The 22,029-nt window shown below is 39.1% G+C and carries 21 protein-coding genes; 18 read left to right on the top strand and 3 right to left on the bottom strand.

Annotated features, from left to right (window positions below; translation table 11 throughout):
* Positions 1-229: 229 nt before the first annotated feature.
* From NSS70_RS08855 to NSS70_RS08910, 12 genes are all read left to right on the top strand, one after another.
* Positions 230-2,290, top strand: a complete 2,061-nt coding sequence (locus NSS70_RS08855) for a thioredoxin domain-containing protein (RefSeq protein WP_340881325.1) — start codon at positions 230-232, stop codon at positions 2,288-2,290.
* Between the two features lie 136 nt (positions 2,291-2,426).
* Entirely contained in the window at positions 2,427-2,564 is a 138-nt protein-coding gene (locus NSS70_RS08860; protein WP_339229091.1) for a hypothetical protein, read from the top strand.
* A gap of 384 nt (positions 2,565-2,948) precedes the next feature.
* Positions 2,949-4,454, top strand: coding sequence for a 4-hydroxyphenylacetate 3-hydroxylase family protein (locus tag NSS70_RS08865; protein ID WP_339211357.1), 1,506 nt, complete (start codon positions 2,949-2,951; stop codon positions 4,452-4,454).
* Positions 4,455-4,474: 20 nt separating this feature from the next.
* Entirely contained in the window at positions 4,475-4,960 is a 486-nt protein-coding gene (locus NSS70_RS08870; protein WP_063389616.1) for a flavin reductase family protein, read from the top strand.
* A gap of 17 nt (positions 4,961-4,977) precedes the next feature.
* Complete coding sequence (locus NSS70_RS08875; protein ID WP_339199741.1) at positions 4,978-5,838, top strand: FAD synthetase family protein; 861 nt, start codon at positions 4,978-4,980, stop codon at positions 5,836-5,838.
* A 29-nt stretch (positions 5,839-5,867) separates the two neighbouring features.
* A complete protein-coding gene (locus NSS70_RS08880) occupies positions 5,868-6,293 on the top strand; it encodes a GlcG/HbpS family heme-binding protein (RefSeq protein ID WP_339229089.1) in 426 nt (141 codons plus the stop codon).
* Positions 6,294-6,354: 61 nt separating this feature from the next.
* Positions 6,355-7,269, top strand: coding sequence for a catechol 2,3-dioxygenase (locus NSS70_RS08885; RefSeq protein WP_063389734.1), 915 nt, complete (start codon positions 6,355-6,357; stop codon positions 7,267-7,269).
* Positions 7,270-7,810: 541 nt separating this feature from the next.
* Positions 7,811-8,668: an alpha/beta fold hydrolase gene (locus NSS70_RS08890; protein WP_339195349.1), complete on the top strand. Its 858-nt coding sequence runs from the start codon at positions 7,811-7,813 to the stop codon at positions 8,666-8,668.
* Positions 8,669-9,129: 461 nt separating this feature from the next.
* Positions 9,130-9,375: a 4-oxalocrotonate tautomerase gene (locus NSS70_RS08895; RefSeq protein ID WP_277874811.1), complete on the top strand. Its 246-nt coding sequence runs from the start codon at positions 9,130-9,132 to the stop codon at positions 9,373-9,375.
* Positions 9,376-9,693: 318 nt separating this feature from the next.
* Positions 9,694-9,963 carry a 2Fe-2S iron-sulfur cluster-binding protein gene (locus NSS70_RS08900; protein ID WP_063389622.1) on the top strand — a complete coding sequence of 90 codons (270 nt, stop codon included), beginning with the start codon at positions 9,694-9,696 and terminating at the stop codon, positions 9,961-9,963.
* 17 nt (positions 9,964-9,980) lie between these two features.
* Positions 9,981-10,532, top strand: coding sequence for a XylR N-terminal domain-containing protein (locus NSS70_RS08905; RefSeq protein WP_339199748.1), 552 nt, complete (start codon positions 9,981-9,983; stop codon positions 10,530-10,532).
* Positions 10,533-10,640: 108 nt separating this feature from the next.
* Positions 10,641-11,873, top strand: coding sequence for a PucR family transcriptional regulator (locus NSS70_RS08910; RefSeq protein ID WP_339211364.1), 1,233 nt, complete (start codon positions 10,641-10,643; stop codon positions 11,871-11,873).
* 539 nt (positions 11,874-12,412) lie between these two features.
* On the opposite strand, the gene NSS70_RS08915 is transcribed toward NSS70_RS08910, so the two are convergent.
* Entirely contained in the window at positions 12,413-13,114 is a 702-nt protein-coding gene (locus tag NSS70_RS08915) for a Crp/Fnr family transcriptional regulator (RefSeq protein WP_082829469.1), read from the bottom strand.
* Between the two features lie 174 nt (positions 13,115-13,288).
* On the opposite strand from NSS70_RS08915, the gene NSS70_RS08920 reads away from it, so the two are divergent.
* The 5 genes from NSS70_RS08920 (at position 13,289) to NSS70_RS08940 (ending at position 18,006) form a co-directional block, all read left to right on the top strand.
* Positions 13,289-14,074: a hypothetical protein gene (locus NSS70_RS08920; RefSeq protein WP_340881326.1), complete on the top strand. Its 786-nt coding sequence runs from the start codon at positions 13,289-13,291 to the stop codon at positions 14,072-14,074.
* A 231-nt stretch (positions 14,075-14,305) separates the two neighbouring features.
* On the top strand, positions 14,306-14,995 hold the full coding sequence (locus NSS70_RS08925; RefSeq protein WP_063389624.1) for a Yip1 family protein: 690 nt from the start codon (positions 14,306-14,308) through the stop codon (positions 14,993-14,995).
* Positions 14,996-15,002: 7 nt separating this feature from the next.
* Positions 15,003-16,130, top strand: a complete 1,128-nt coding sequence (locus NSS70_RS08930) for an efflux RND transporter periplasmic adaptor subunit (RefSeq protein ID WP_340881327.1) — start codon at positions 15,003-15,005, stop codon at positions 16,128-16,130.
* Positions 16,127-16,816, top strand: coding sequence for an ABC transporter ATP-binding protein (locus tag NSS70_RS08935; protein ID WP_063389626.1), 690 nt, complete (start codon positions 16,127-16,129; stop codon positions 16,814-16,816). Before NSS70_RS08930 ends, NSS70_RS08935 begins: the two co-directional genes overlap by 4 nt.
* Positions 16,813-18,006 (top strand): ABC transporter permease, encoded by a 1,194-nt coding sequence (locus NSS70_RS08940; RefSeq protein WP_327855902.1) that lies wholly within the window; start codon positions 16,813-16,815, stop codon positions 18,004-18,006. Before NSS70_RS08935 ends, NSS70_RS08940 begins: the two co-directional genes overlap by 4 nt.
* Positions 18,007-18,109: 103 nt before the next feature.
* Here NSS70_RS08940 and NSS70_RS08945 read toward each other — a convergent pair whose 3' ends face one another.
* Positions 18,110-19,279, bottom strand: a complete 1,170-nt coding sequence (locus NSS70_RS08945; protein ID WP_063389628.1) for an FtsW/RodA/SpoVE family cell cycle protein — start codon at positions 19,277-19,279, stop codon at positions 18,110-18,112.
* A gap of 213 nt (positions 19,280-19,492) precedes the next feature.
* On the opposite strand from NSS70_RS08945, the gene NSS70_RS08950 reads away from it, so the two are divergent.
* Positions 19,493-20,332, top strand: coding sequence for a DUF4349 domain-containing protein (locus NSS70_RS08950; protein WP_340881328.1), 840 nt, complete (start codon positions 19,493-19,495; stop codon positions 20,330-20,332).
* An 880-nt stretch (positions 20,333-21,212) separates the two neighbouring features.
* Here NSS70_RS08950 and NSS70_RS08955 read toward each other — a convergent pair.
* Positions 21,213-21,839: a LysE family translocator gene (locus tag NSS70_RS08955; RefSeq protein ID WP_340881329.1), complete on the bottom strand. Its 627-nt coding sequence runs from the start codon at positions 21,837-21,839 to the stop codon at positions 21,213-21,215.
* Positions 21,840-22,029: the final 190 nt, after the last annotated feature.

The raw sequence follows: 22,029 nt of genomic DNA on the forward strand, positions 1-22,029 counted from the left end.
AAAAGAGATGAAAGTTCGTGAAATACCGAATCCAATAAAAGGAACTATATATATTAAAGCAGGTTATATGCAACAGGAGATCGAATAGTTAATAACTGTATCCTATTTTATTAAGCAGATCGCAGACTTCCATTTCAAAAATGACATGATCCTTTAAGCGAATTTTTTTACTTGAATTTAGGGCAAGGCTATTATGAAAATAAAAATTCATGAGAAAAGAAGGTGTCGTATGTCAACGAACAATAAACCTAACCGATTAATCACTGAAAAGTCTCCGTACTTGCTTCAGCATGCTTATAATCCTGTTGACTGGTATCCATGGGGATCAGAAGCTTTTGAAAAAGCAAAAAAAGAAAACAAACCTTTGCTTGTCAGCATCGGCTATTCAACTTGTCACTGGTGCCATGTCATGGCTCATGAAAGCTTTGAAGATGAAGAAGTTGCAAAGATATTAAATGAACGGTTTGTCGCTATAAAAGTAGATCGTGAGGAGCGACCAGATATTGATTCCATATATATGAGGGTATGCCAGATTCTCACGGGGCAAGGCGGATGGCCGCTCAATGTATTTATCACACCGGATCAAAAACCTTTTTATGCAGGCACTTATTTTCCTAAGCAAAGCCGTTTTGGCCGTCCGGGATTTATCGATGTGTTGCAGCAGCTTTCGGAAATTTATCAAAAAGAGCATGAAAAAATTGAAAAGACAGCAGCACGCATAACGGAAGTTTTAAATAAAAATGCCAGTCGAAATAAGAAAGGTGAGCTGAAGCAAAGCGTTCTTCATGAAACGTTTCATCAGCTTTCAAGCAATTTTGACACAATTTATGGAGGGTTTGGTCAGGCACCGAAGTTCCCCATTCCTCACATGCTCATGTTTTTAATGAAATATCACGAATGGACTAAACATGAAAATGCTCTTTATTTTGTGAATAAAACGCTTGTGCAAATGGCAAAGGGAGGGATTTGGGATCATATCGGCTTCGGATTTGCCAGATATTCGACAGATGCCATGTGGCTCGTTCCGCATTTTGAAAAAATGCTGTACGATAATGCCCTTTTGCTTTATACATTCTCCGAGGCCTATCAAGTGACCCAAAACCCTCAATTTAAAACAATTGCAGAACAAATTATTGAATTTGTCCGACGGGACATGCGGAATGAATCAGGGTCTTTTTATTCTGCCATTGATGCAGATTCTGAGGGGGAGGAAGGGAAATTTTACGTATGGACAAAACAGGAAGTGGTAGAGATTCTCGGGCAGGAATTAGGCGAACAGTTTTGTCATATTTACGATATAACTGAAGAAGGGAACTTTGAAGGAAAAAATATCCCGAATCTTATTCATACGAATGAAGAAAAAGCGGCAATTACCTATCAAATGGGGCTGGAAGAGCTGAAAGAGCAATTGGAGCAGGCGAGACAAAAGCTTTTTGAAAAACGAATTGAAAGACCGTTTCCACATGTTGATGATAAAGTGCTGACCGCGTGGAATGCTCTCATGATTGCTGCACTAGCAAAAGCAGGAGCTGTTTTTGATCAGGAAGCATATATCGAAATGGCAAAAAAGGCGCTGAATTTTATTGAAAATCATTTAATTGTAGACGGAAGAGTTATGGTGCGCTATCGCGATGGCGAAGTAAAACAACAGGCGTTCATTGATGATTATGCATACCTTCTTTGGGCCTATATCGAAATGTATGAAGCGACATTTGATTTAACTTATTTGCATAAAGGAAAACAGCTTGCTGATAAAATGATTGATCTTTTTTGGGATCAAGAAAATGGCGGATTTTTCTTCACAGGTCATGACAGTGAAGCAATGCTTGTCAAGGAGAAGGAAATTTATGATGGTGCGCTCCCTTCAGGAAACAGCGTTGCGGCCTTCGCGCTTTTGAAATTGAGCAGGCTGACCGGCAATTTGGATTTACACGAAAGCGTTCAGCAAATGTATTCTATTTTTAAAGAAGAAGTGGAGCAATACCCAAGCGGTCATACGTTTTTCTTGCAAAGCCTTTTGATGGAACAGCTGCCGCAAAAAGAGGTTGTCATTATTGGTCCGAAAGATTGCAGCAAAAGGAAAAGATTATTGAATCGTATTCAACAGGCGTATACAATGGAACTTTCAGTGTTAGTTGCTGAAGATCCAAATCAATTTGCACAAATTGCGGAATTTGCGAAAAATTATCGCATGATCAATAATGAAACAACTATTTATATATGTGAAAACTTTGCCTGCCAACAGCCGACAACAGATGTAGAGGAAGTTATAAATACATTGAACTTATAATGAAAATGTACGATACTATTATCCCCAACAGGCAGGCAGTAAAAAACGATGCATTTAATACGATGCTTTGAAAAAGTCTGCCTCGGACTGGGGTTTTTATGTGAAAGGACAATCCTGAAAACGGGGAGTCGTTCGTTTGCAGTTTAAAGAGCACTTTCTGATCGGTGACTTGATCCGATTGTTGCCTGGCAGCGCAGAAGAAACGCTGATCTTATCGGCGGTGCTGCAAACATATTGGAATAAAGAGCAATGCCCAGATAGCACAAGGGATTAAGAAAGCTCACATTGCTAGGTCATTGAAAGATCAGCGGGAAATGTGATTACAACATTTCAGTACATTAGACAGGGATATGTATGAGCATTATATGATAAAAAACGCCTGGAGACTATTCACCGGAAGCGATCGAAGCCAAGATATGTATGAATATTATTTGAGAAGACTGTCTCACGCTCAAATCGCCAGCTTGTTGCCATTTTGACGCAATGCTGGTGTTTGGCAATGAGGCAGTCTTTTTTGTGTATTTTCAACAACAATTGTTTAGTTTTCAATGATTTTTAAACAAACGCTGTCATTGTCTGAAAATTCAAATCAATTATATGATAGAACCGTAGAGGAAATACCAGTTCATTATATTTTCATTTAGGAAGGTGATAAAAGATGATGAATGGTAAGGAATATTTAGAAAGTTTAAGAGATAACAGGGTTGTTTATTTAAATGGAGAAAAGATTGATGATGTTACAACACATTCTGCCTACGAAAACTCTGCTCGCTCCATAGCAAGAATGTATGATGCTCTTCATGATGAACAGATGGGAAAAATTTTAACGACGACTACTGAAGAAGGCTATCAAACTCACAAATTTTTTAAAGAACCAAAAAATGCTCAAGATCTTTTAGAAGCAAGAGATGCGATTGCACAATGGGCCAAGCTGAGCTATGGCTTTATGGGGCGCACCCCTGATTATAAAGCTTCTTTCACAGCACATTTGAAAGCGTTTGCGGATTATTACGAAGGTTTTGAGGACAATGCGCGAAATTGGTACAAAAAAACAACAAAAGAAGTTCCGTTTATTAACCATACGATTATTAATCCGCAGGTCGACCGTTCAAAACCTCTTCATGAAAATAAAGATGTTTATGTTCGCGCTGTAAAAGAGCGGGATGACGGTATTATTGTAAACGGTGCCAAAATGGTGGGAACGGCAGCTGCACTAACTCATTATAACTTCGTCTCTAACTATGGAGCTCAAGATTTAGGAGATGGTGATCAAAGCCATGCACTCGTCTTCTTTGTACCGATGAATGCGCCTGGCGTAAAAATGATCAGCCGTCAATCGTATGAACAAATCGCAAAAACATTAGGTTCTCCGTTTGATTATCCGCTTTCCAGCCGTTTTGATGAAAACGATGCAGTCATTGTATTAGATAATGTATTTATTCCTTGGGAGAACGTACTTGCCTACAAAAATGTAAACGTAGTAAACGGGTTTTTTGTTGAAACGGGATTTGTAAACCGCTTTACATTCCAAGGTTGTACGCGTTTTGCCGTCAAGCTTGACTTTATGGTCGGCTTATTAATGAAAGCGACAGAGGCGGCAGGTACGAAGCAGTTTCGTGGGGTTCAGGCAAATATCGGTGAGGTTATTGCCCTTCGCAATATGTTTTGGGCTCTTTCTACCGCAATGGCAGCCAATTGTGAAACGAAAAATGGCGTTGCACTTCCGAACCTTCAGTACGGCGCTGCTTACCGTGTGCTCGCTCCAATGGTATGGCCGCGCGTCAAACAAATTTTTGAACAAATCGTTGCGGGGGGCCTCATTCAATTGCCTTCCAGTGCCAGCGACTTTTTAAATCCGGAGCTGCGACCGTATCTCGATCGTTATTATCGCGGTTCAGGCATTGATGCAAAAGAGCGGGTGAAATTGATGAAAATGATTTGGGATGCGATCGGAACGGAATTTGGCGGACGTCATGAGCTTTATGAAATCAACTATGCGGGCAACCATGAGAACATTCGTCTAGAGACGTTAAAAATTGCTGATGCAACTGGAGATTCCGACCGATTTAAAGAGTTTGTCGATTCCGCTTTGGATGATTACGATCTAAACGGTTGGCTCAATGATACTTGGGTATCTCCACAAAAAGAACTTGTGCAGAAATAAAAAGAAAGGAGTTGGTGGATATGGACGATCGCTTGTTTCGCAATGCGATGGGGAAATTTGCTACAGGGGTGACGGTCATTTCAACGGAGCATAACGGAGATATTCATGGAATGACAGCAAATGCCTTTATGTCCATTTCCTTAAATCCGAAGCTTGTATTAATTTCCATTGGAGAAAAAGCGAAAATGCTGGAAAAAATTCAACAATCAAAAAAATATGCTGTTAACATCTTGTCGCACGATCAACAAGTGCTTTCGATGAATTTTGCCGGGCAGCTGGAAAAACCAGTCGATGTACAATTTGAACAGCTAGGGGGGCTGCCGGTCATTAAAGATGCTCTTGCGCAAATTTCCTGCCAAGTTGTTAATGAGGTTCAAGCAGGTGATCATGTCCTTTTCATCGGGGAAGTGACGGATATAAACATGACAGAGCAAGATCCGCTTCTGTTTTTCAGCGGAAAATACCATCAGCTTGCTCAAAGCGAACAAGCGACGGCGTCGAGCTAAAAAAAGGGGGCATTTCATTGAAAACAATCATCATTGATCATCAAAATGATCTAGATCTTATTGCCTCTTGCCCTGTCGTTGCTGCACTAGGGTTTTTTGACGGCGTTCATCTCGGACATCAAAAAGTCATTCAGACCGCTAAAAACTTGGCGGAAAAAATGGGGGTAAAAACAGCGGTTATCAGCTTTTTTCCGCACCCTAAAGAAATAATCGGCAAAACGGGAAAACGTGTCCAATATTTGCTCCCGCCTGCCGAAAAAGCAAAAAAGTTTTCCCATTTAGACATTGATTACTTTTATTTAATACGATTTACATCGGAATTTGCAAGACTTGAGCCGAAGGAATTTGTCCAGAAATATTTAGTTCCGCTGCAAATCAAGCATGTAGCAGCTGGATATGACTTCACGTACGGCCGAAAAGGAAAAGGAAGTTTAGATACGATGGAGGAAGACAGCGGATACTCAATCACTGTCACGAAAGTAGAAAATGTCAAACGAAACGATGAAAAAATTAGTTCTACGTTGATTCGAAATAAGATTCAATCAGGATTGATGGAAGAACTTCCTGATTACTTGGGAGAATTTTACGAAACAAAAGGAAAAATGATCCATACTGATGCAAAAGATGAATTGATTTTGGATCGGTACTATATGCTTCCTCCAAAAGGATGCTACGACGTGGCAATTGATATAGGAAAAGGGTGGTTTGAGGGACGCGTGCTTGTTACTAAGCAGAAAAAAATCTATTGGCTTGGTCCATCCATATCTTCTGTGTGGAGTATTTCTCGAGTCAAAGTAAAATGGATTGCCAGAAGTTTCGATTTCACATTAGAGATCGAAGAAAAGGAAGAGAAAAATCTAGTATTTACAAAAGGATAGCGGTGTTGACTTTAGGAAAGGGGGAAGAAATGTTGGCGTTTTTACAGCAAAAAAGCATCAGCAGTGACTTGGCGAAAAAAATGATTGACAAAGCGGTACAAAAGGCTGAAGAACTTGGAGTGAAAGTGAACATTGCTATTGTGGATCAAGGCGGAAATTTGAAATCGTTTTTCCGGATGGACGAGGCGCCTCTTTTAAGCATACAAATTGCTCAAAATAAAGCCTATACAGCAGCGGCATTCGGGATTCCGACCCATCAATGGTATGACATGATCAAAGATGAGCCGAGTTTGCGCCTTGGGATTGTCCATACAGAAAAGCTTGTCGTTTTCGGAGGAGGGTACCCGATTTATGACGGAAACGATTTAGCTGGAGGAATCGGGGTCAGCGGCGGCTCAGAAGAAGAAGACAGATTGTGCTGCGAGGCTGCGTTATCTTTATTGGAAACGCTTTAATGGAAAGAGCTGATGATCAAATTCATTAAAATAAGATTTTTCAATGAAAGGGAGGATTCAAATGAGCGAAATTTTAAGATTAGGGCGATTGGAGCTTCGGGTGTTGGATTTAGAAGAATCTGTAAAATATTACACAAATGTCATTGGGCTTGAAGTGACAGGACGAGAGGAAAATCGAGTATATTTAAAAGCTTGGGACGAATATGACCATCACAGCATCATTTTGCAAAAATCCGATACAGCTGGAATGGATCATATGGCATTTAAGGTAAAAGATATTTACGAGCTGGAAAAATTAGAATATAAAATTGAGCAATTTGGCTGCAAACTTTCCCGAATTTCCAAAGGTACTAGATTAGCAGAAGGAGAAGCGGTTCGTTTTCAGCTTCCAACAGGCCATCATATGGAGCTGTATACGGAAATAGAACAAGTAGGGACAAAAACTGGGAATCTAAACCCAGATCCATGGCCGGATGGACTAAAAGGAATTGCTCCGCATCGATTGGATCACGCTCTTTTAACAGGCGATGATTTAAAAACAGCAACCCGCTTCTTTACGGAAGTGCTCGGTTTTAGACAAACCGAGAAAATCGTTACGGTAGATGGAGAAGATTTAGTCGGAAGCTTTATGTCAGTGACGAACAAAGGTCACGATCTTGCATTCGTGAAAGGACCGGATGCGAAATTTCATCATGCAGGATTTTATGTCGATAACTGGTATGAAGTATTAAAGGCAGCAGATATTTTAACCAAAAATAATGTTCAAGCAGAAGTGACGCCAACAAGACACGGCATTACACGAGGCCTTACCGTTTACTTTTTTGATCCATCCGGCAATAGAAATGAAGCATACACAAGCGGTTATATGAGCTATGCAGACTTTCCGACCATTACTTGGACGGAAGATAAAATTGGAACAGGTATTTTCTATCATCGAAGAGAACTCATTGAATCATTCTCTAAAGCACTAACATAAAAATACAAAGATCAAGAATATTCTTGTTAAAGGGGTTCGATCATCTCTTCTGATTCGGGAAACACGTAAGGAGATGTTTGCAGCCCCTTCGCTATTTATTTTGCATTCTTAAAAAAGAAATGCTTCAGATGGCTGACCGAAAATCGCTTGAAGTCGATGTTTGGGGTCAGCTTCTTTATATACGGACATGCGAATTCATAATTTACGGATTGTTCTTTTGATGCGGTTTCCATGCCCAATTTTAATTTCTTTAACAGTACGTTTCGCTTTGTTGCGATTTCATGCCCATTTTTTTCTGGAAATTTCTTTAACAGCACGTTCCACTTTGTTAGGTCTATTCAAGGATCTGTTTTAATGTATGAAAAAATTTGTTATTTTTTCCTTTTGTTTCTTATTATGAAACAATGGAGTTGTATAAACAATAATTACCGTTTACGATTGGGATAATTAGTATTTTCTAAAAATTGCGTCAATTAATTTCGTGTCAGGAGTACGTGTTGGAAAATGATTCGATAATAGAGTCGAGAGGGGAGGAATTGGTTTGCAAGAAGCGACAAGTGTCCGTGTCAAAACCGGAGACTATGAAACTTATTTTTACCGCACCGGCATCGGAAATAATGAAGCGATTCTTTTTATCCATGGGTCCGGTCCTGGAGCAACTGCTTGGTCTAATTGGCAATATGCGCTCCCTTTTTTCAAGGAAAAGGGATTTGATTGTATCGCGCCAGACTTAATCGGTTTTGGAATGTCGGAACATCCGTCTTCACCTCCGAAAGGCATCCGGTCATGGATGAGGTTATGGGTGGATCAGCTTAAAGACCTTTTGGATGAATTGGAAGTGAAAAACGTTCATTTAGTGGGAAATTCTTTAGGCGGGGCTGTTGCTCTTCATTTATTGGCCGAGGCGCCTGATCGAATTGATCGCGTTGTGTTGATGGGCTCGGCGGGTGCTCCGTTTCGATTGACTCCAGAACTTGACCGCGTTTGGGGGTTTTATGAGGATCCATCCGCAGAGGCAATGACGCAGATCATTCGCTGGTTTGCATATGATGAAAGCTTTATTAAAGACAATCTTGACAGCATTAGTAAAATGCGCTTTGAGGCGGCAATGAATCCTGCCGTGCGCCGTTCCTATGAAGCAATGTTTCCTCCGCTTCGCCAGCGGATAGTAGATGATCTTGTTTTGCCAAGCGCCACTTTGTGCCGCATACAACAACAAGTTTTACTCGTTCACGGGCTGAATGATCCGATCGTTCCTGTTGAGACAAGTTATTATTTTGCCAAACATCTTCCGTGGGTAAAAATGATGATTTACGGACAATGCAGCCATTGGACGCAAGTGGAATATCGAGACAGCTTTCATTCTTTGCTTTTGCATTTTTTTCACAATGAAATATAAGAATATTTTTATGTTTTTATCAAAAACAAGGTTATGATTCGCTTTTTTCAAAGCCAGACAGCATTGCGAATATGCCTAGTACAACACAACAGTTACGGTTGTTGTACATTTCAATCATTGACGCTTTATCTAGAAAGACAGCCTGCACTAAAAGCGATTTGAAATTTTTTGCAGCCGGCATCGCATTTTCTCACTTTAGCGGCTGTCTTCCCGCATCATGTTAAAAGAACGATTTACGAAAAATGTTGGATCATATGTATGCTTCATCTTTATAGTTTTTTAAAGGAATGGTGCCATTATTTCGACGGTTGCGGTGCTAGTGTGTCAGGGGCCATTATTTGAACAATAACAAACTTTCTCGTGACCAGGAATCAGTGCAATGGTAGAAATCGTTCTAAGCGGGAGTTAGCCGATGCAATAGCAAAACGTTTTCTCCATAAGCCTGAACTTCTTTCGTTCGGTTGAAGCCTTTTTATCTTTGGAAAGGAGAGTCAAAACGTATGCCTTTCATTCAAGTTCACTTGTTAGAAGGTCGTTCTCCGGAAAAAAAGGAGACACTTATCTATGAATTAACGGAGACGGTGTGCAAAGTATTGGATGCGCCGAAAGAAAATGTCCGCATCATGATTCAAGAAATGCCTCTAGAACATTGGGGAATTGCTGGAGAATCTGTGAAAAAACGAAGAGAGCATGAAAAAGAGGGATGAAATCGGTAGATACAAAAGTAGAAAGTTAATTGTTTATGAATGGGGAACATGTTGCGTGATTAAGAACTCCGTTCGACGCTTTCAAGAACTGCGGCATTGGTCGTGAAGAAGAAAACATACCTTAAGCAAAAATATTTATTATGCTTATAGGTGTCGGATAGCCATGATGATATGTTCATCAACGATGCGATCAATGCTATGCATTTTTGTTTCTTTTCGCCAGCGCTAGTAAAAGCAGGTGCAAAATGGCGCATAACGTTATGCTGTAGAGCATGCTTGAATAATAGAAAAAATTATCATGTTGGGAGGGAGATAATAATGGTATATCAAATTCATATAGGCGGAGAAATTTTTTCTTGCGGAGAGAGCGTTGATTTATTAAAAGCTGCGAGATCTCATCAAGTAAAAATTCCTTATGGATGTGCAAATGGAGGTTGCGGAATGTGCAAAGTCAAAATCCAAAAGGGAGAATACAAAATTGGATTGTGTTCGAAAGGAGCTCTTTCGGATGAGGAGCGGCAACAAGGTTATGTATTGGCTTGCAAAACGTATCCGCTCAGCCACTTGATTGGTGATCTTGTTGAATAAAGCTAAGGTGGTAACATATGAACAAAAAAAGATCGGCATTAGATCAGCTGGAATTAAATTTTGATAACGGTTACATTTATATGGGGAAGTCCCGCTCGATGATTGTGGCGACAAATGCGCTCGGATTATTGCGCAGAGATTTAATTCGCGACATGGGATTTGAACGGATGAAAGGTTTTTTGTTTCGGTATGGATGGAATCTAGGTAGACAAGACGCGAAAGAATTGATGAATCATGCAAACTGTACAGTAGAGGAGTACATTCAAGATGGCCCAAAGCTGCATACGATGAAAGGTCATGTGAAAGCGAGATGTACTTTTTTAGAAGTCAGAAGGGAAAATGGAAAATATCAAGTCAGAATGGAAGGATATTGGTGTCATTCCTATGAAGCAGAAGAACATGTGCGCCATTTTGAGACATCATCCATCCCAGTTTGCTTTACCCTTTCTGGTTATGCCAGCGGCTTCGTTTCAGAAATTGTCGGAGAAAAGACGATTTTCAAAGAAATTGCTTGTCAAGGTATGGGAAAAGAAGAATGCCATTGGATCGGCCAAACGGTGGATCGATAGGGAGAAGAAGCGGAACAAGAGCTGTGCTATCTTGAAGAGTCCCCAATCGTAGAAGAGCTGGCGGCAACATACGAAAAACTTTTAGAAGAACGGAATAATTTAAAATTTGTGACGGATGTTCATAAGAAGCTCACTGAGGAAATCATTAAAGGAAACAATTTAGACTCCGTAGTTCGTCAAGTGTTTCAATCGACGAATATCCCAGTTTTAATTGAGAACCTGCACCTTCATCCGATGGCCTATGCTGGGATTACTTCCAATGAATTAGAACAATATAAAAACGAACTTATTGACTATGTAGGAAAAAATCCTTTTTGCCAGCCTCAAGCCATCGTCACATCAACACAACTTCTTCATTTGCGCCATCATGATCGCCTGATGACACCAATATTTTTGCAAAACAAAATTGTAGGATATTGTTCGTTTGTTTATCGCGATTTGCATCAATATAACGCCTCAATTTCTCCTATGATTTTAGAGCGGCTGGCCTCTGTCAGCTCGGTATGCTTGCTCAATGAAAAAGCAAAGCTAGAATCGTATGAACGGATTAAAGGATTTTTTTTAGAGGAAATCATTAATGCGGGACAACAAAGCAATGATCACGACTTAATCATGAAAGCTAGTTTAATAGGAGTGGATTTATCCAAGCCTTTTTATATTTGTGTGCTGGATTGCCGGTTTCAAGAAGATGATTTATCGAAAGAGCTGGAAATGCAAAAAGAAGTTTTAAGTTTTCTTTCCGCTTACGACAAAGATCAAAAACAAAACATGTTGATTGGCCAGCGTGCAAAACATCTTATTTTGCTGGTAACAGAAGATCAAGTTGCCAAAACAGGTATACAAACATGGCTGTCAAAAATCGTTGATTTACTATCTTCACAATTCTCTACTATTAAATTTTACGGGGGAATCAGCTCCAAAGTAAACAATGTGTCAAATGCCGGGGAAGCATATAAAGAAGCACTTACAGCGGTCAGGGTATCATCGAAGCACCAACAAATCATTTCGTTTGAATCGTTAGGGGTTGTTGGTGTGCTGATTAATGAAAAGAATGAACAAGAGGTAAAAAAAATGGCCAAAGCTTGCCTTGGAAACTTAAAACTGGATGATCCAAAAAATATCGAGTTCTTGCGAACATTGTACATCTTTCTAGTCAATGGAGGCAATTTGGAACAGACAGCGGCAGATTTGGCGTTATCCATCAGCGGATTGCGTTACAGGGTGAGCAAAATCGAAAGCATTATTCAGCAGGAACTGCGAAATCCTATGATTCATCATCAACTTCTTTTATCGATCCAGTCATTAATGATGATTGGAGAGATCGATATCGGCATTAAATAATGAAGGCACTAAAGGTACGGACATTTTCCTGCATGGGAATGGCACCGGTTGTGCTTTTGTATTCATAATAAAAGTTTCATATGGAAATTCTAAAATTTGCAGGAATCAAGTGCAAATTTTGAGTTAAATTCCATTTGGTATCCCCTACTAAGGTAGACAAAAAAAACAGATGCATTTCATATGATGTGTAAAGAGTCTGCCTGGGATGGGGGTTTTTAATGGCAAAGAAAAAACAAAACCTCAAATCAGGAACCTTTCATTTGAAGGAAAAGATTAAAGACACTTATATGAAGCACACCCCGAAACGATCGAACAGGTTCTCATTTTTTTAGCCTTAGCCGCTTTAAAAAATGCCTGTCCTGCGATCGAATCATTGTCCCGGCATAGTATTCCCTATTTTCATTGTTTTACTTGACAGAATATATGCACGACTAGATCTTTGTTAAATGAAAAATAAATAAAGAAAACTGGCGATTTGCCAGTTTAAAGTTCCGGATCCATCTCTGAAAGACAAGGCGCATATAAGATGTTTTTACAATTTAATCAATTCGGCAGTAGGAAACGGGGCAATTTTCACAATTGATTTCATCTTTTAAATATTGAAGATCATGAATGGTGATTTTTTTATTTTGAAAAGAAATTACGCCTTTTTTCCGCAAATTGCTCAACATTCGATTGATGCTTTCTCTAGTCGCTCCGCAAAAATTCGCAAGCTCCTGATTGGTCATGTCGATATTGATGAGAATGCCATTTTCAGTTTCTACTCCATAGGTGTTCGCCATTCGTATGAGTGTGGAGTATAAGGCACCTTTCTTCCCGTTTAAAATCAAATCGCGGAATTTTGTTTGAGTAATTTGATATTGCTCGCTCATCCATTTTAGGAACGAAAGGCTAAGATGCGGATTTTCAAACAGTTTGCATTCTAATCGTTCTTTTTTTATGAAATAAATAGAACTGTTTTCCAAAACTTTTGCGTTAAATATGTGCTTCGGGTCATTTGAAAAAATAGAAAATTCACCAATAAGGTCGCCTTTTTTGCAGATCTTTAGCGCCAATTCTCTTCCATCTGAAGTTGTTTTGCTTATTTGCACCAAGCCGGATTGGATGCAATATAATTCATGAACCTCCATGCCTTCTTGAAAAAGATATGTCCCTTCCCTCACGTTTATGATTCCGTCGAAATATTCATGCAAAGCACTCAATGGATCGGTTAAGAATGGATCCGCCACTTGTTTGACCATTATAAAACCTCCTTTCAAGAAGGAAACCATCTATATACCAATATTTTACCAGAACCTAGGAATCTTGATTGTGAAAAAATGGTGAATTGTGATGTAAAGCACATTTTTTTATGAATAAAAATTAGGTGATTACAAAAAAATAAAATGAATTTAAATGATAAGGAGGGAAAAAGAGTGCCGCAACGCATTCAATCGTATGTAAATCAAGCGCAGCAAGCATTGCAGCAGATTCAACAAATTGCCAAAGTACTGAAACAGCAAGAACAGCAAAACGCTAATCAAGCATTTAGCTCAAATCAATTTACAGCACAACAGACACAAGCATTTGGACAAAAGGAACAAAATGCGGTGCAAAATTTGCAGCAAATTGAAAATTTGGCTCAGTCGCTTCATAGTCAAGCACAGCAGCTGCAAAATTATCAACCGAAAAACCAGTATCAAGCAGTATACCAAGCTCAACAACCGCAAAATCAATATCAAAGTCAGCAATCATCAGGCTTCAGCTTCAATCCGTTAAGCGGACAAGCGAGCCAAACGAACATCAATGAAGTGCGCCAGCAAAATCAGCAATCAGCACAGCAAATACCGAATCAGTATCAAGCGCAGCAAGCATCCGGCTTTAGCTTCAATCCGTTAAGCGGACAAGCGAGCCAAACGAACGTCAATGAAGTACGCCAGCAAAACCAGCAATCAGCACAGCAAATACCGAACCAGTATCAAGCGCAGCAAGCATCCGGCTTCAGCTTTAATCCGTTAAGCGGACAAGCGAGCCAAACAAACGTCAATGAAGTGCGCCAGCAAAACCAGCAATCAGCGCAGCAAATACCGAACCAGTATCAAGCGCAGCAAGCATCCGGCTTCAGCTTTAATCCGTTAAGCGGACAAGCGAGCCAAACAAACGTCAATGAAGTGCGCCAGCAAAATCAGCAATCAGCACAGCAAACCCAAACCCCGTTTTAAAAAAACGCGGCAAGCAGGAGCAAATTAGAGCTAAACAACATGCGGACAAAATGATAACCAAAGAGTTAATAACCTGTAAAAGACCGTAGAATGTATTTCTGCGGTCTTTTCATCATGTTAAGGGAAGTTTTTCAAAATATTTGTAAGAAATTCAAAAAATGTGAAACTTCATTCTTATCAATCTCGTAAAATAAATTGAAAATAATCATTATAATGGAGGAGATGACTTTAATGAGTGAGCAACTGAACATTCAGCATTCAAATGAAAAAGTGGATAAACCGTCGTTGTTAGGGATTGTGACAAGTCCGATTGAGACGCTTGAGCGGATCAAACAACAGCCAAAAGTATTGCTTCCATTAATTGTTGTCATTATTATTTCATCTTTGGCAGCTTACCTTTCAGTGTTATCAGTCGACTATAGCATCGTGGAAGAGGAATTAGGTGCAGAAGGAGCAGCTTACGTCGGCGCATTTACAACAGTCGGTGCACTTGTGTCTGGTATCATTGGCGGACTTATTACACTATTGATTTCGGCACTCATTCTTTTTGCCATTGTAAAAATTGCCGGAAAACAAATTCGTTTTAAACAAATGTTTTCAATGACCGTTTTTATTTCTCTTGTTACATCAATAGGAACACTGTTAAATGCGATTATTTTATATTTTGTCGGTGGAGGAGACATCACTAATCAAGTATTTACTAGTTTAAACAGTATTGTAGGAGCTGAAGGGGCGCTTGGATCATTTTTGTCATCTATCGAAATTTTTGGAATTTGGGGAACAATATTGACCGCTTTTGGGCTTCATCATGTAGGTCAACTGTCAAAAGGTGCATCTTGGACTATTTCAATCGTTTTATTCATTCTTGGCAGTCTGCTATTGACATTATCTGGAGCAACACAATCATTAGTGGGGGCATAGTTATAGTATGAGAAAGAAAGTTTTGATCGGTGTAGGAGTAGCAGTTATCATCGCTTTATTTGTTGGGATCAGTATTTTTCGTGCTGCATCGAAGGAAAATCCGACTGTAGAAACAGTCAAATTGGAGCAAAAAGAAATTACCGGGAATGTTATGATTCCCGGTACTCTTCAATTAATGAATGAACAAAAAATTTATTATGATGCTGAAAGAGGAAAGATCAAAAAAATCCTTGTCAAAGAAGGGGACAAAATAAAAAAAGGAGCACCTCTCGTCATTTATGAAAACGAACAATTAGAGCTTGAAAAGGAACAGGCCAAGCTTTCGATTGAACAAAGCTATATCAAACTAGATCAAATCAATGAGCAGTTGGATGATCTGAAGAAAAAAGAAGAAGAATTGAAGAAACAAGTCGGTAAAGAAGAAGCAGAAAAGCAGATAGAAAATGAAAAAAATCAACTGCAAATGGATAAGAAAATGACGAATCTTGAGCTTAAACAACAGAAGATTCAACTGGAAACAGTAGAAAAGAAGATTTTAGAACTTGAAGTGAAAAGCGAAGTTGATGGAATTGTGATTACCGTAGATGAAGACGCAGCAGTAGCAATGGGCGAAAATGTGAAGCCGCTCATACATATTGGCAGTTTGAACAAAATGAAAGTGGAAGGGGTCATTTCTGAATACGATTCTTTAAAAATTAAAGAAGGTCAGCCTGTAGTTTTAAAATCTGATGTGGTGCCTGATGCAAAATGGAAAGGAAAAGTATTGAAAATTGGCATTTTGCCTCAACAAGGCAGTGAGATGGCGGCGGAAACAGGAAACGAGGCTGTCCAGTATCCAGTGGAAGTTCTTGTCCAAGATCAGAACATCCCGGTGAAGCCTGGCTTTAAATTGATTATGGAAATTGAAACGGAAAGAAAAAAAGCGAATGTTATTCCTCTTACCGCTGTTCAACAAGATGATGATCAACAATATGTTTATGTAGTGAAAAACGGAAAAATAACAAGAAAAGAAATTAAAACCGGTACTTCAACCGATGAATATATTGAGGTGACGAGGGGTTTAACAAAAGATGATGAAATTGTTCGTGAACCATCTGATGAAATCAAAGCAGGCGTGGAAGTGACAATCAAATGATCAAGCTGGAAGATGTGACGAAATCTTATAGAAACGGTAAAGAAACAATGGATGTGCTCAAAAAAATCAATTTAGAAATCCGGCAGGGGGATTTTGTGGCCATTATGGGGCCGTCCGGTTCCGGCAAATCAACTCTCATGAATATTATTGGCTGTTTGGACCGCCCGACATCAGGTGCTTACTATTTTGAAGGGAAGGATATATCGTCCCTTGATGATCAAGAATTGGCCAAAATACGCAACAAGAAAATCGGTTTTGTTTTTCAGCAGTTTCATCTTCTGCCGCGGTTGAGCGCCTTAAAAAATGTAGAGCTGCCAATGATTTACGCCGGCATTGGAAAAAAACAGCGGGATGAACTCGCTAAGCAGGCTTTAATAAAGGTTGGTCTCGGCGATAGAATTCAGCATATGCCAAACGAATTATCGGGAGGCCAAAAACAACGGGTGGCAATAGCTCGAGCCATTGTGAATAATCCAAAGCTCATTTTGGCAGATGAACCGACTGGTGCATTGGATACGAAAACAAGCGAAGCAATTATGGAACAATTTACAATGCTAAATAAAGAAGGGACAACCATCATTGTCGTAACGCATGAACATGAAGTGGCTCAATTTGCTAAGCGTACGATTGTAGTAAGAGATGGAGAAATTTTACAAGAAGATTTGGGACGGGGGAGCACATTATGAATTTGATGGAAAATTTTCGGATGGCGTTTTCCTCCATTCTTGCCCATAAGCTCCGTTCAATTCTGACAATGCTAGGAATAATTATCGGTGTCGGATCTGTTATTTTAGTTGTAGCAATCGGCCAAGGGGGCGAACAAGCCTTAAAAGCCCAAATTGCAGGCAGCAGCAATACGATAGAAGTGTATTATCAACCAAGTGAAGAAGAGTTGAAAGCAAATCCGAACGCAATGTTAGTGGATCCGTTTACCCAAGAAGATGTTGAAGCGTTGAAAGAGATCCCTGAAGTTAAACAGGTTGTTGCTTCCACGACAAGTTCTTATCAAATAAGGTATAAAGAAGAAACAATCGATGCCACGGTCTATGGGATCAATGCTGCATATATGGATGTCAATCAATTAAACATTCATAAAGGCCGACTGTTTACGGAAGCGGATTTTTTAGGCGGCAGACGTGTTGCGATTATTAGCGACCAACTAGCAGAAGATTTATTTAAAAAACATAATCCGATTGGCGAGGTCGTTTGGGTATCGAATCAGCCGTTCGAAATTATCGGCATACTTGAAAAACCGACAGGAATTTTTGCCTTTGGCATGTCGGAAATTTACACTCCATGGACGGCTTATCGAAATGCTTTCGGTCAAACGAATTATACGCAAGTAACGCTTGAAGCAGTTAGTGCAGACGAAATCAAAGCTGCAGGGGAAAAAGCTGAGCAATTGCTAAACGACATGCATCAAACAGAAGATTCGTATCAAGTGGTGAATTTTGAAGAAATTGCAGAATCCATCGGCCAAATTACCCGTATTATGACCATGATTATCGGAAGCATAGCCGGAATTTCCCTCGTAGTTGGCGGCATCGGTGTCATGAACATCATGCTCGTCTCCGTCACCGAGAGAACGAGAGAAATCGGCATCCGCAAAGCTCTTGGTGCAACAAGGAGACAAATTTTGCTGCAATTTTTAATTGAATCGATGACATTAACATTAATTGGGGGAACTTTAGGGATTTTATTAGGTGCAGGAATTGCATCCATCATTTCCATTTTTGCCGGTTGGCCATCATTAGTATCATGGCAGGTTGTCGTCGGCGGACTTTTATTCTCAATGTTTATTGGGATTCTCTTTGGACTATTGCCGGCAAACAAGGCGGCAAGATTGGATCCAATCGAATCGTTAAGATATGAGTGATACAGAAAGCTGCTGGCTCTGCCTTCCATAGGCGAGAAAAATTCATGCTAATACAATCTGTTTTTTAAACAAAACAAAAAAGGTGTCCAACTTTATTGGACACCTATTCTTTTGAAAACATAGATACACGATGGTGCCATCGGATACTGAAAATCAATCCGATCGCCATCATGCTGCCAATAAGGGAGCTTCCTCCATAGCTGATAAAAGGAAGCGGTATACCTGTGATCGGCAGAAGGCCAATCGTCATGCCGACATTTTGAAATACATGGAAGACAAACAAGCTGATGACGCCAGTACAAAGATAGCTGTTAAACGGTTCAGTTGTTTCAATTGACACTTTAATGATGTGATAGATTAATAAGAAAAATAAACTAATGACAATACTAGTGCCGATAAATCCAAATTGCTCCCCAATCACACTGAATATAAAGTCGGTGTGGTTTTCAGGGATATATACTTGTCCATGCCCAACCCCTTTTCCGAAAATTTGTCCAGATCCGATAGCTTTTAGAGAATTGAGCAAATGATAGCCTTCAGCGCTTTTATATCCTTCGGGATTTAACCATGCATAAATCCGGCCGAACTGATATTGCTTGACACCTAAATATTTGGCAAGAAATTCAGGCATTCGCAATACAAGATAAAAAATTGTTGCAGCAAAGAGGGTTACGATGAGAAACCCTAATGTAAGAATCCGCCAAGATATGCCTGAAACAAGAATAAGGCCGGCTAAAATGGCAAACATGACAAGCGCAGTCCCAAAGTCAGGCTGCAGTATAACGAACAATACCGGTACTGCTGTCGTCACACCCATTTTACATAACAAAATGAGATCGGTTTGAATGGTTCGATGCAAATACTTTTGATGATGCTTGCAAATAATATGGCTCAAAGCAATGATTAAGAAAACTTTCATGATTTCTGAAGGCTGAAACGAAAAACCGGGAAGAGTAAACCATGCTTTAGCGCCATTTATTTCTTTGGCAATTTTTTCTGGTGAAATCATTAACAAAAATAGAAGAAATATCCCAAAACCGTATAAATACCATGTCATTTTTTGAATTTGTTCTGAATCGAACAGCATGACAACTCCGGCAATAAGACAGCTGGCTGCATAGAAGGCAATTTGCTTAAAAATAAAGTTTACCGCATATTGCCCTGAAGTCATTTGCGCTCCGTAAATGGCCACGCAGCTCGCGCAAAATAGTAGAAATATAATAAATGCTAATTGATAATCAAACCGCGATTGCGCCTTTTTGTTAGAATCCATGAAGCCCACCAACTTTATGAAAATGTTTTTTTTAGAAGAGTAGAATTTCCTTATGTTAGACGAATGGTAAAAGCGAAAGGTTTCAAGCGCAAGTACGTTTATTATAGTAGCACACTTTCATTTGTTTGCACACATTTTATTCATCTATTTAAGATACCTTTGCTTCATTATTTCGTCTAATCCATAAACTGTAATTAACTGGAGATGATGAAAATGAAGAAAGTCTTGATTGGTTTGTTGCTGCTCTTCTTGGCCGCCTGCAGCAATTCAGAACAAAAATCATCCGTAGAAAGTGCTAAAATGGATCAGACCATGATAGAGAAAAAAATTGAAAAAAAAGGAGAAATGGAAACAGTTGAAGCGAAATCAGCTGCCAGCACATACTCAAACGAACGAAAAGTTATGTACACTGCGAATATAACGGCAGAAGTGGTAAGCTATGATGAAACGATTGCAAACTTAACAAAGAAGGCCAAAAGCAGAGGGGGCTATATCATTCAATCAAATGCAGTGGAACAGAATGGAAAGATCGAGGCATATGTAACGTTCCGCATTCCTCAAAATGAACTTCAACGATTTATAGAGGAAGTGAAAAAGGCAAGCAAATCAGTCAAATCGGAGCAAATGACTGGTGAAGATCAAACAGAAGAATATGTCGATTTAAACTCTCGATTGAAATCGAAGCAAGCGGTTGAAGCTCGGCTCCTTAAATTTATGGAATCGGCTGAGAAAACAGAAGACTTGTTGAAAATTTCGGAAGATTTGGCAGCTGTCCAAGAAGAAATCGAACAATTAAAGGGCAGAATAAAATATATTGAAAATAGAACAGACTATGCAACAGTTGAACTGCAATTAACAGAAATAAAATCTCATGAAAATTTTTCAAAGGATTTTAATACGTGGGAAAAAACGAAAGAACAATTTTTGACAAGCATTCATTGGATTGTTCAGGCGGCATCTTGGATTGTTGTGCTCGTTGTAGGGAATTTACCAATTGTTTTATTGGCGCTTATTATATTTTTCTTCGTCTATCGAACATTTAAAAAGAAATAGGAGAAGACTGAGTAATCTTTTTTACTTATGGATCGAGCTGTTAAAATGATAAAGACCGCACAATTTATTAATGAAATTGTGCGGTCTTTTTCAATTTGAATTTTTTAACTCCGTCTTCAAAGAAGCTTGCGAGCCAAGGCATGTTTTTTTAGGGGTATCTTTAATTCGTTTTTTCGCATAATAGAAGCCCTCATTATTGTTTTAGAAACGTTGATATATTGAGGATTTGGCTTTCCGGAAAGCCCTGGAAATACCGATTGCAGCGCTTTTGCTTTCGTCATCGTTTGTTTATTATGGGCAGTTTCGGACTTCACGTACTAAAAATGTGAAGTCTCTTTGTTATGAATTCGCTGCGTTTATTCTGCATTTAATTAACTAAGTAGTATAAAATATATCCGCAAATGATCGATAAAAAAAGATGCTTAAGAAACCGCTGCAAACGATGTTCAAAAAATGTTTTTATTTGTAGAGCCGGCTTAGTTTTTTCTGCGTTCACCATGTTCACCTCTCATTTGTACAAATATATGCGAATTAGAAGGTTAAAATGAATAAACACCTTCAATTTATTGGAATGATGATTATTCAGCTTGACGATTTTGTTTTTGGGATAAGGATGATAGGAAGAATTCATTTATTTAGGAAGACAAATAGATTAATAAACGTAGAATTATAGCAGACAAAAGAAGCTGTAAAAAGAATGAGTTTGGACGGCTTTAAAACATGTAAAAAAATTGATCTTACTGCCTTAAGAAATGATATGTGCGGGAAAGTAATGATGTTGATTCGGACATTCATCTTCTAAACAAATGAAGTAGGGGGCAGAGTAAAAAAACTGGAGCGAAAAAAATTTCGCTCCTGACGTTCCCCCTCATTGTATCTACTAAATTTTTGTAAAAAGCAGCTTTCCGCCAAGAACTGCAAATAAAATAGATTTGCCGTAATGAATAGCAGAAACTGTTTTTTTAGATTGAAACAAAATTTTTATTTTGCCGGCTAATGCTGAAAATAAGGAAAACAATACCAATGCTTGTACAATGAAAATAAGACCTAGTACAAACATGTCGAGCTGAACATGGACGCTGTTTGTTGATACAAACTGCGGCAAGAAAGCTAAAAAGAACAATGACACCTTCGGATTTAACAGGTTCATCAAGATGCCTCTTTTATATAAAGAAAAGAGTGAAAGACTTTTTACATTTGCTATTTTACCGGAAACTGCTGATTTCCCTTCCTTATAAGATTCCAATGCTAAATATAACAGATAGATCGCACCGACAGATTTAATAGCTGTAAAAATAACAGTAGATTGATAGAGTATGGCTGACAGTCCGAGTGATGCGATTAAAGTATGTCCGATAAGTCCGGTGCAAAGTCCGAGAGAAGTGATGAACCCCGCTCGAAAGCCGTAAGACATGCTTTGTGCAATGACAAATAAATTATCGGGTCCTGGTGCAACGGTTAATAAAATAGAAGCTGCAAGAAAACTTAAAATGATGGACAATTCCATTTTTTACGTTCTCCTTTTCGCGTAGTGGATCATTATAAAGTTTGGCTGTTTTTTTCTTTGAATAAGAATGAAAAGGGCAAAGTCAAATGACCGCCCATTAGCATGATAAAGTACGATTCGATTCAAAGAAGACAAATACTATGATGATGTTGATGCAGCAAATAAGCAAAACGAGAAATATAGAGCTTTT

This window comes from Aeribacillus sp. FSL K6-2848 (assembly GCF_038004325.1).
In the GTDB taxonomy this organism is placed as follows: Bacteria; Bacillota; Bacilli; order Bacillales; family Aeribacillaceae; genus Aeribacillus; species Aeribacillus composti.

Excerpts from the sequence above, each read along its gene's own strand:
- NSS70_RS08855 (WP_340881325.1), top strand. The coding sequence starts at position 230 with ATGTCAACGAACAATAAACCTAACCGATTAATCACTGAAAAGTCTCCG.
- NSS70_RS08865 (WP_339211357.1), top strand. The coding sequence starts at position 2,949 with ATGATGAATGGTAAGGAATATTTAGAAAGTTTAAGAGATAACAGGGTT.
- NSS70_RS08870 (WP_063389616.1), top strand. The coding sequence starts at position 4,475 with ATGGACGATCGCTTGTTTCGCAATGCGATGGGGAAATTTGCTACAGGG.
- NSS70_RS08880 (WP_339229089.1), top strand. The coding sequence starts at position 5,868 with ATGTTGGCGTTTTTACAGCAAAAAAGCATCAGCAGTGACTTGGCGAAA.
- NSS70_RS08885 (WP_063389734.1), top strand. The coding sequence starts at position 6,355 with ATGAGCGAAATTTTAAGATTAGGGCGATTGGAGCTTCGGGTGTTGGAT.
- NSS70_RS08900 (WP_063389622.1), top strand. The coding sequence starts at position 9,694 with ATGGTATATCAAATTCATATAGGCGGAGAAATTTTTTCTTGCGGAGAG.
- NSS70_RS08905 (WP_339199748.1), top strand. The coding sequence starts at position 9,981 with ATGAACAAAAAAAGATCGGCATTAGATCAGCTGGAATTAAATTTTGAT.
- NSS70_RS08915 (WP_082829469.1), bottom strand. The coding sequence starts at position 13,114 with ATGGTCAAACAAGTGGCGGATCCATTCTTAACCGATCCATTGAGTGCT.
- NSS70_RS08925 (WP_063389624.1), top strand. The coding sequence starts at position 14,306 with ATGAGTGAGCAACTGAACATTCAGCATTCAAATGAAAAAGTGGATAAA.
- NSS70_RS08930 (WP_340881327.1), top strand. The coding sequence starts at position 15,003 with ATGAGAAAGAAAGTTTTGATCGGTGTAGGAGTAGCAGTTATCATCGCT.
- NSS70_RS08935 (WP_063389626.1), top strand. The coding sequence starts at position 16,127 with ATGATCAAGCTGGAAGATGTGACGAAATCTTATAGAAACGGTAAAGAA.
- NSS70_RS08940 (WP_327855902.1), top strand. The coding sequence starts at position 16,813 with ATGAATTTGATGGAAAATTTTCGGATGGCGTTTTCCTCCATTCTTGCC.
- NSS70_RS08945 (WP_063389628.1), bottom strand. The coding sequence starts at position 19,279 with ATGGATTCTAACAAAAAGGCGCAATCGCGGTTTGATTATCAATTAGCA.
- NSS70_RS08950 (WP_340881328.1), top strand. The coding sequence starts at position 19,493 with ATGAAGAAAGTCTTGATTGGTTTGTTGCTGCTCTTCTTGGCCGCCTGC.
- NSS70_RS08955 (WP_340881329.1), bottom strand. The coding sequence starts at position 21,839 with ATGGAATTGTCCATCATTTTAAGTTTTCTTGCAGCTTCTATTTTATTA.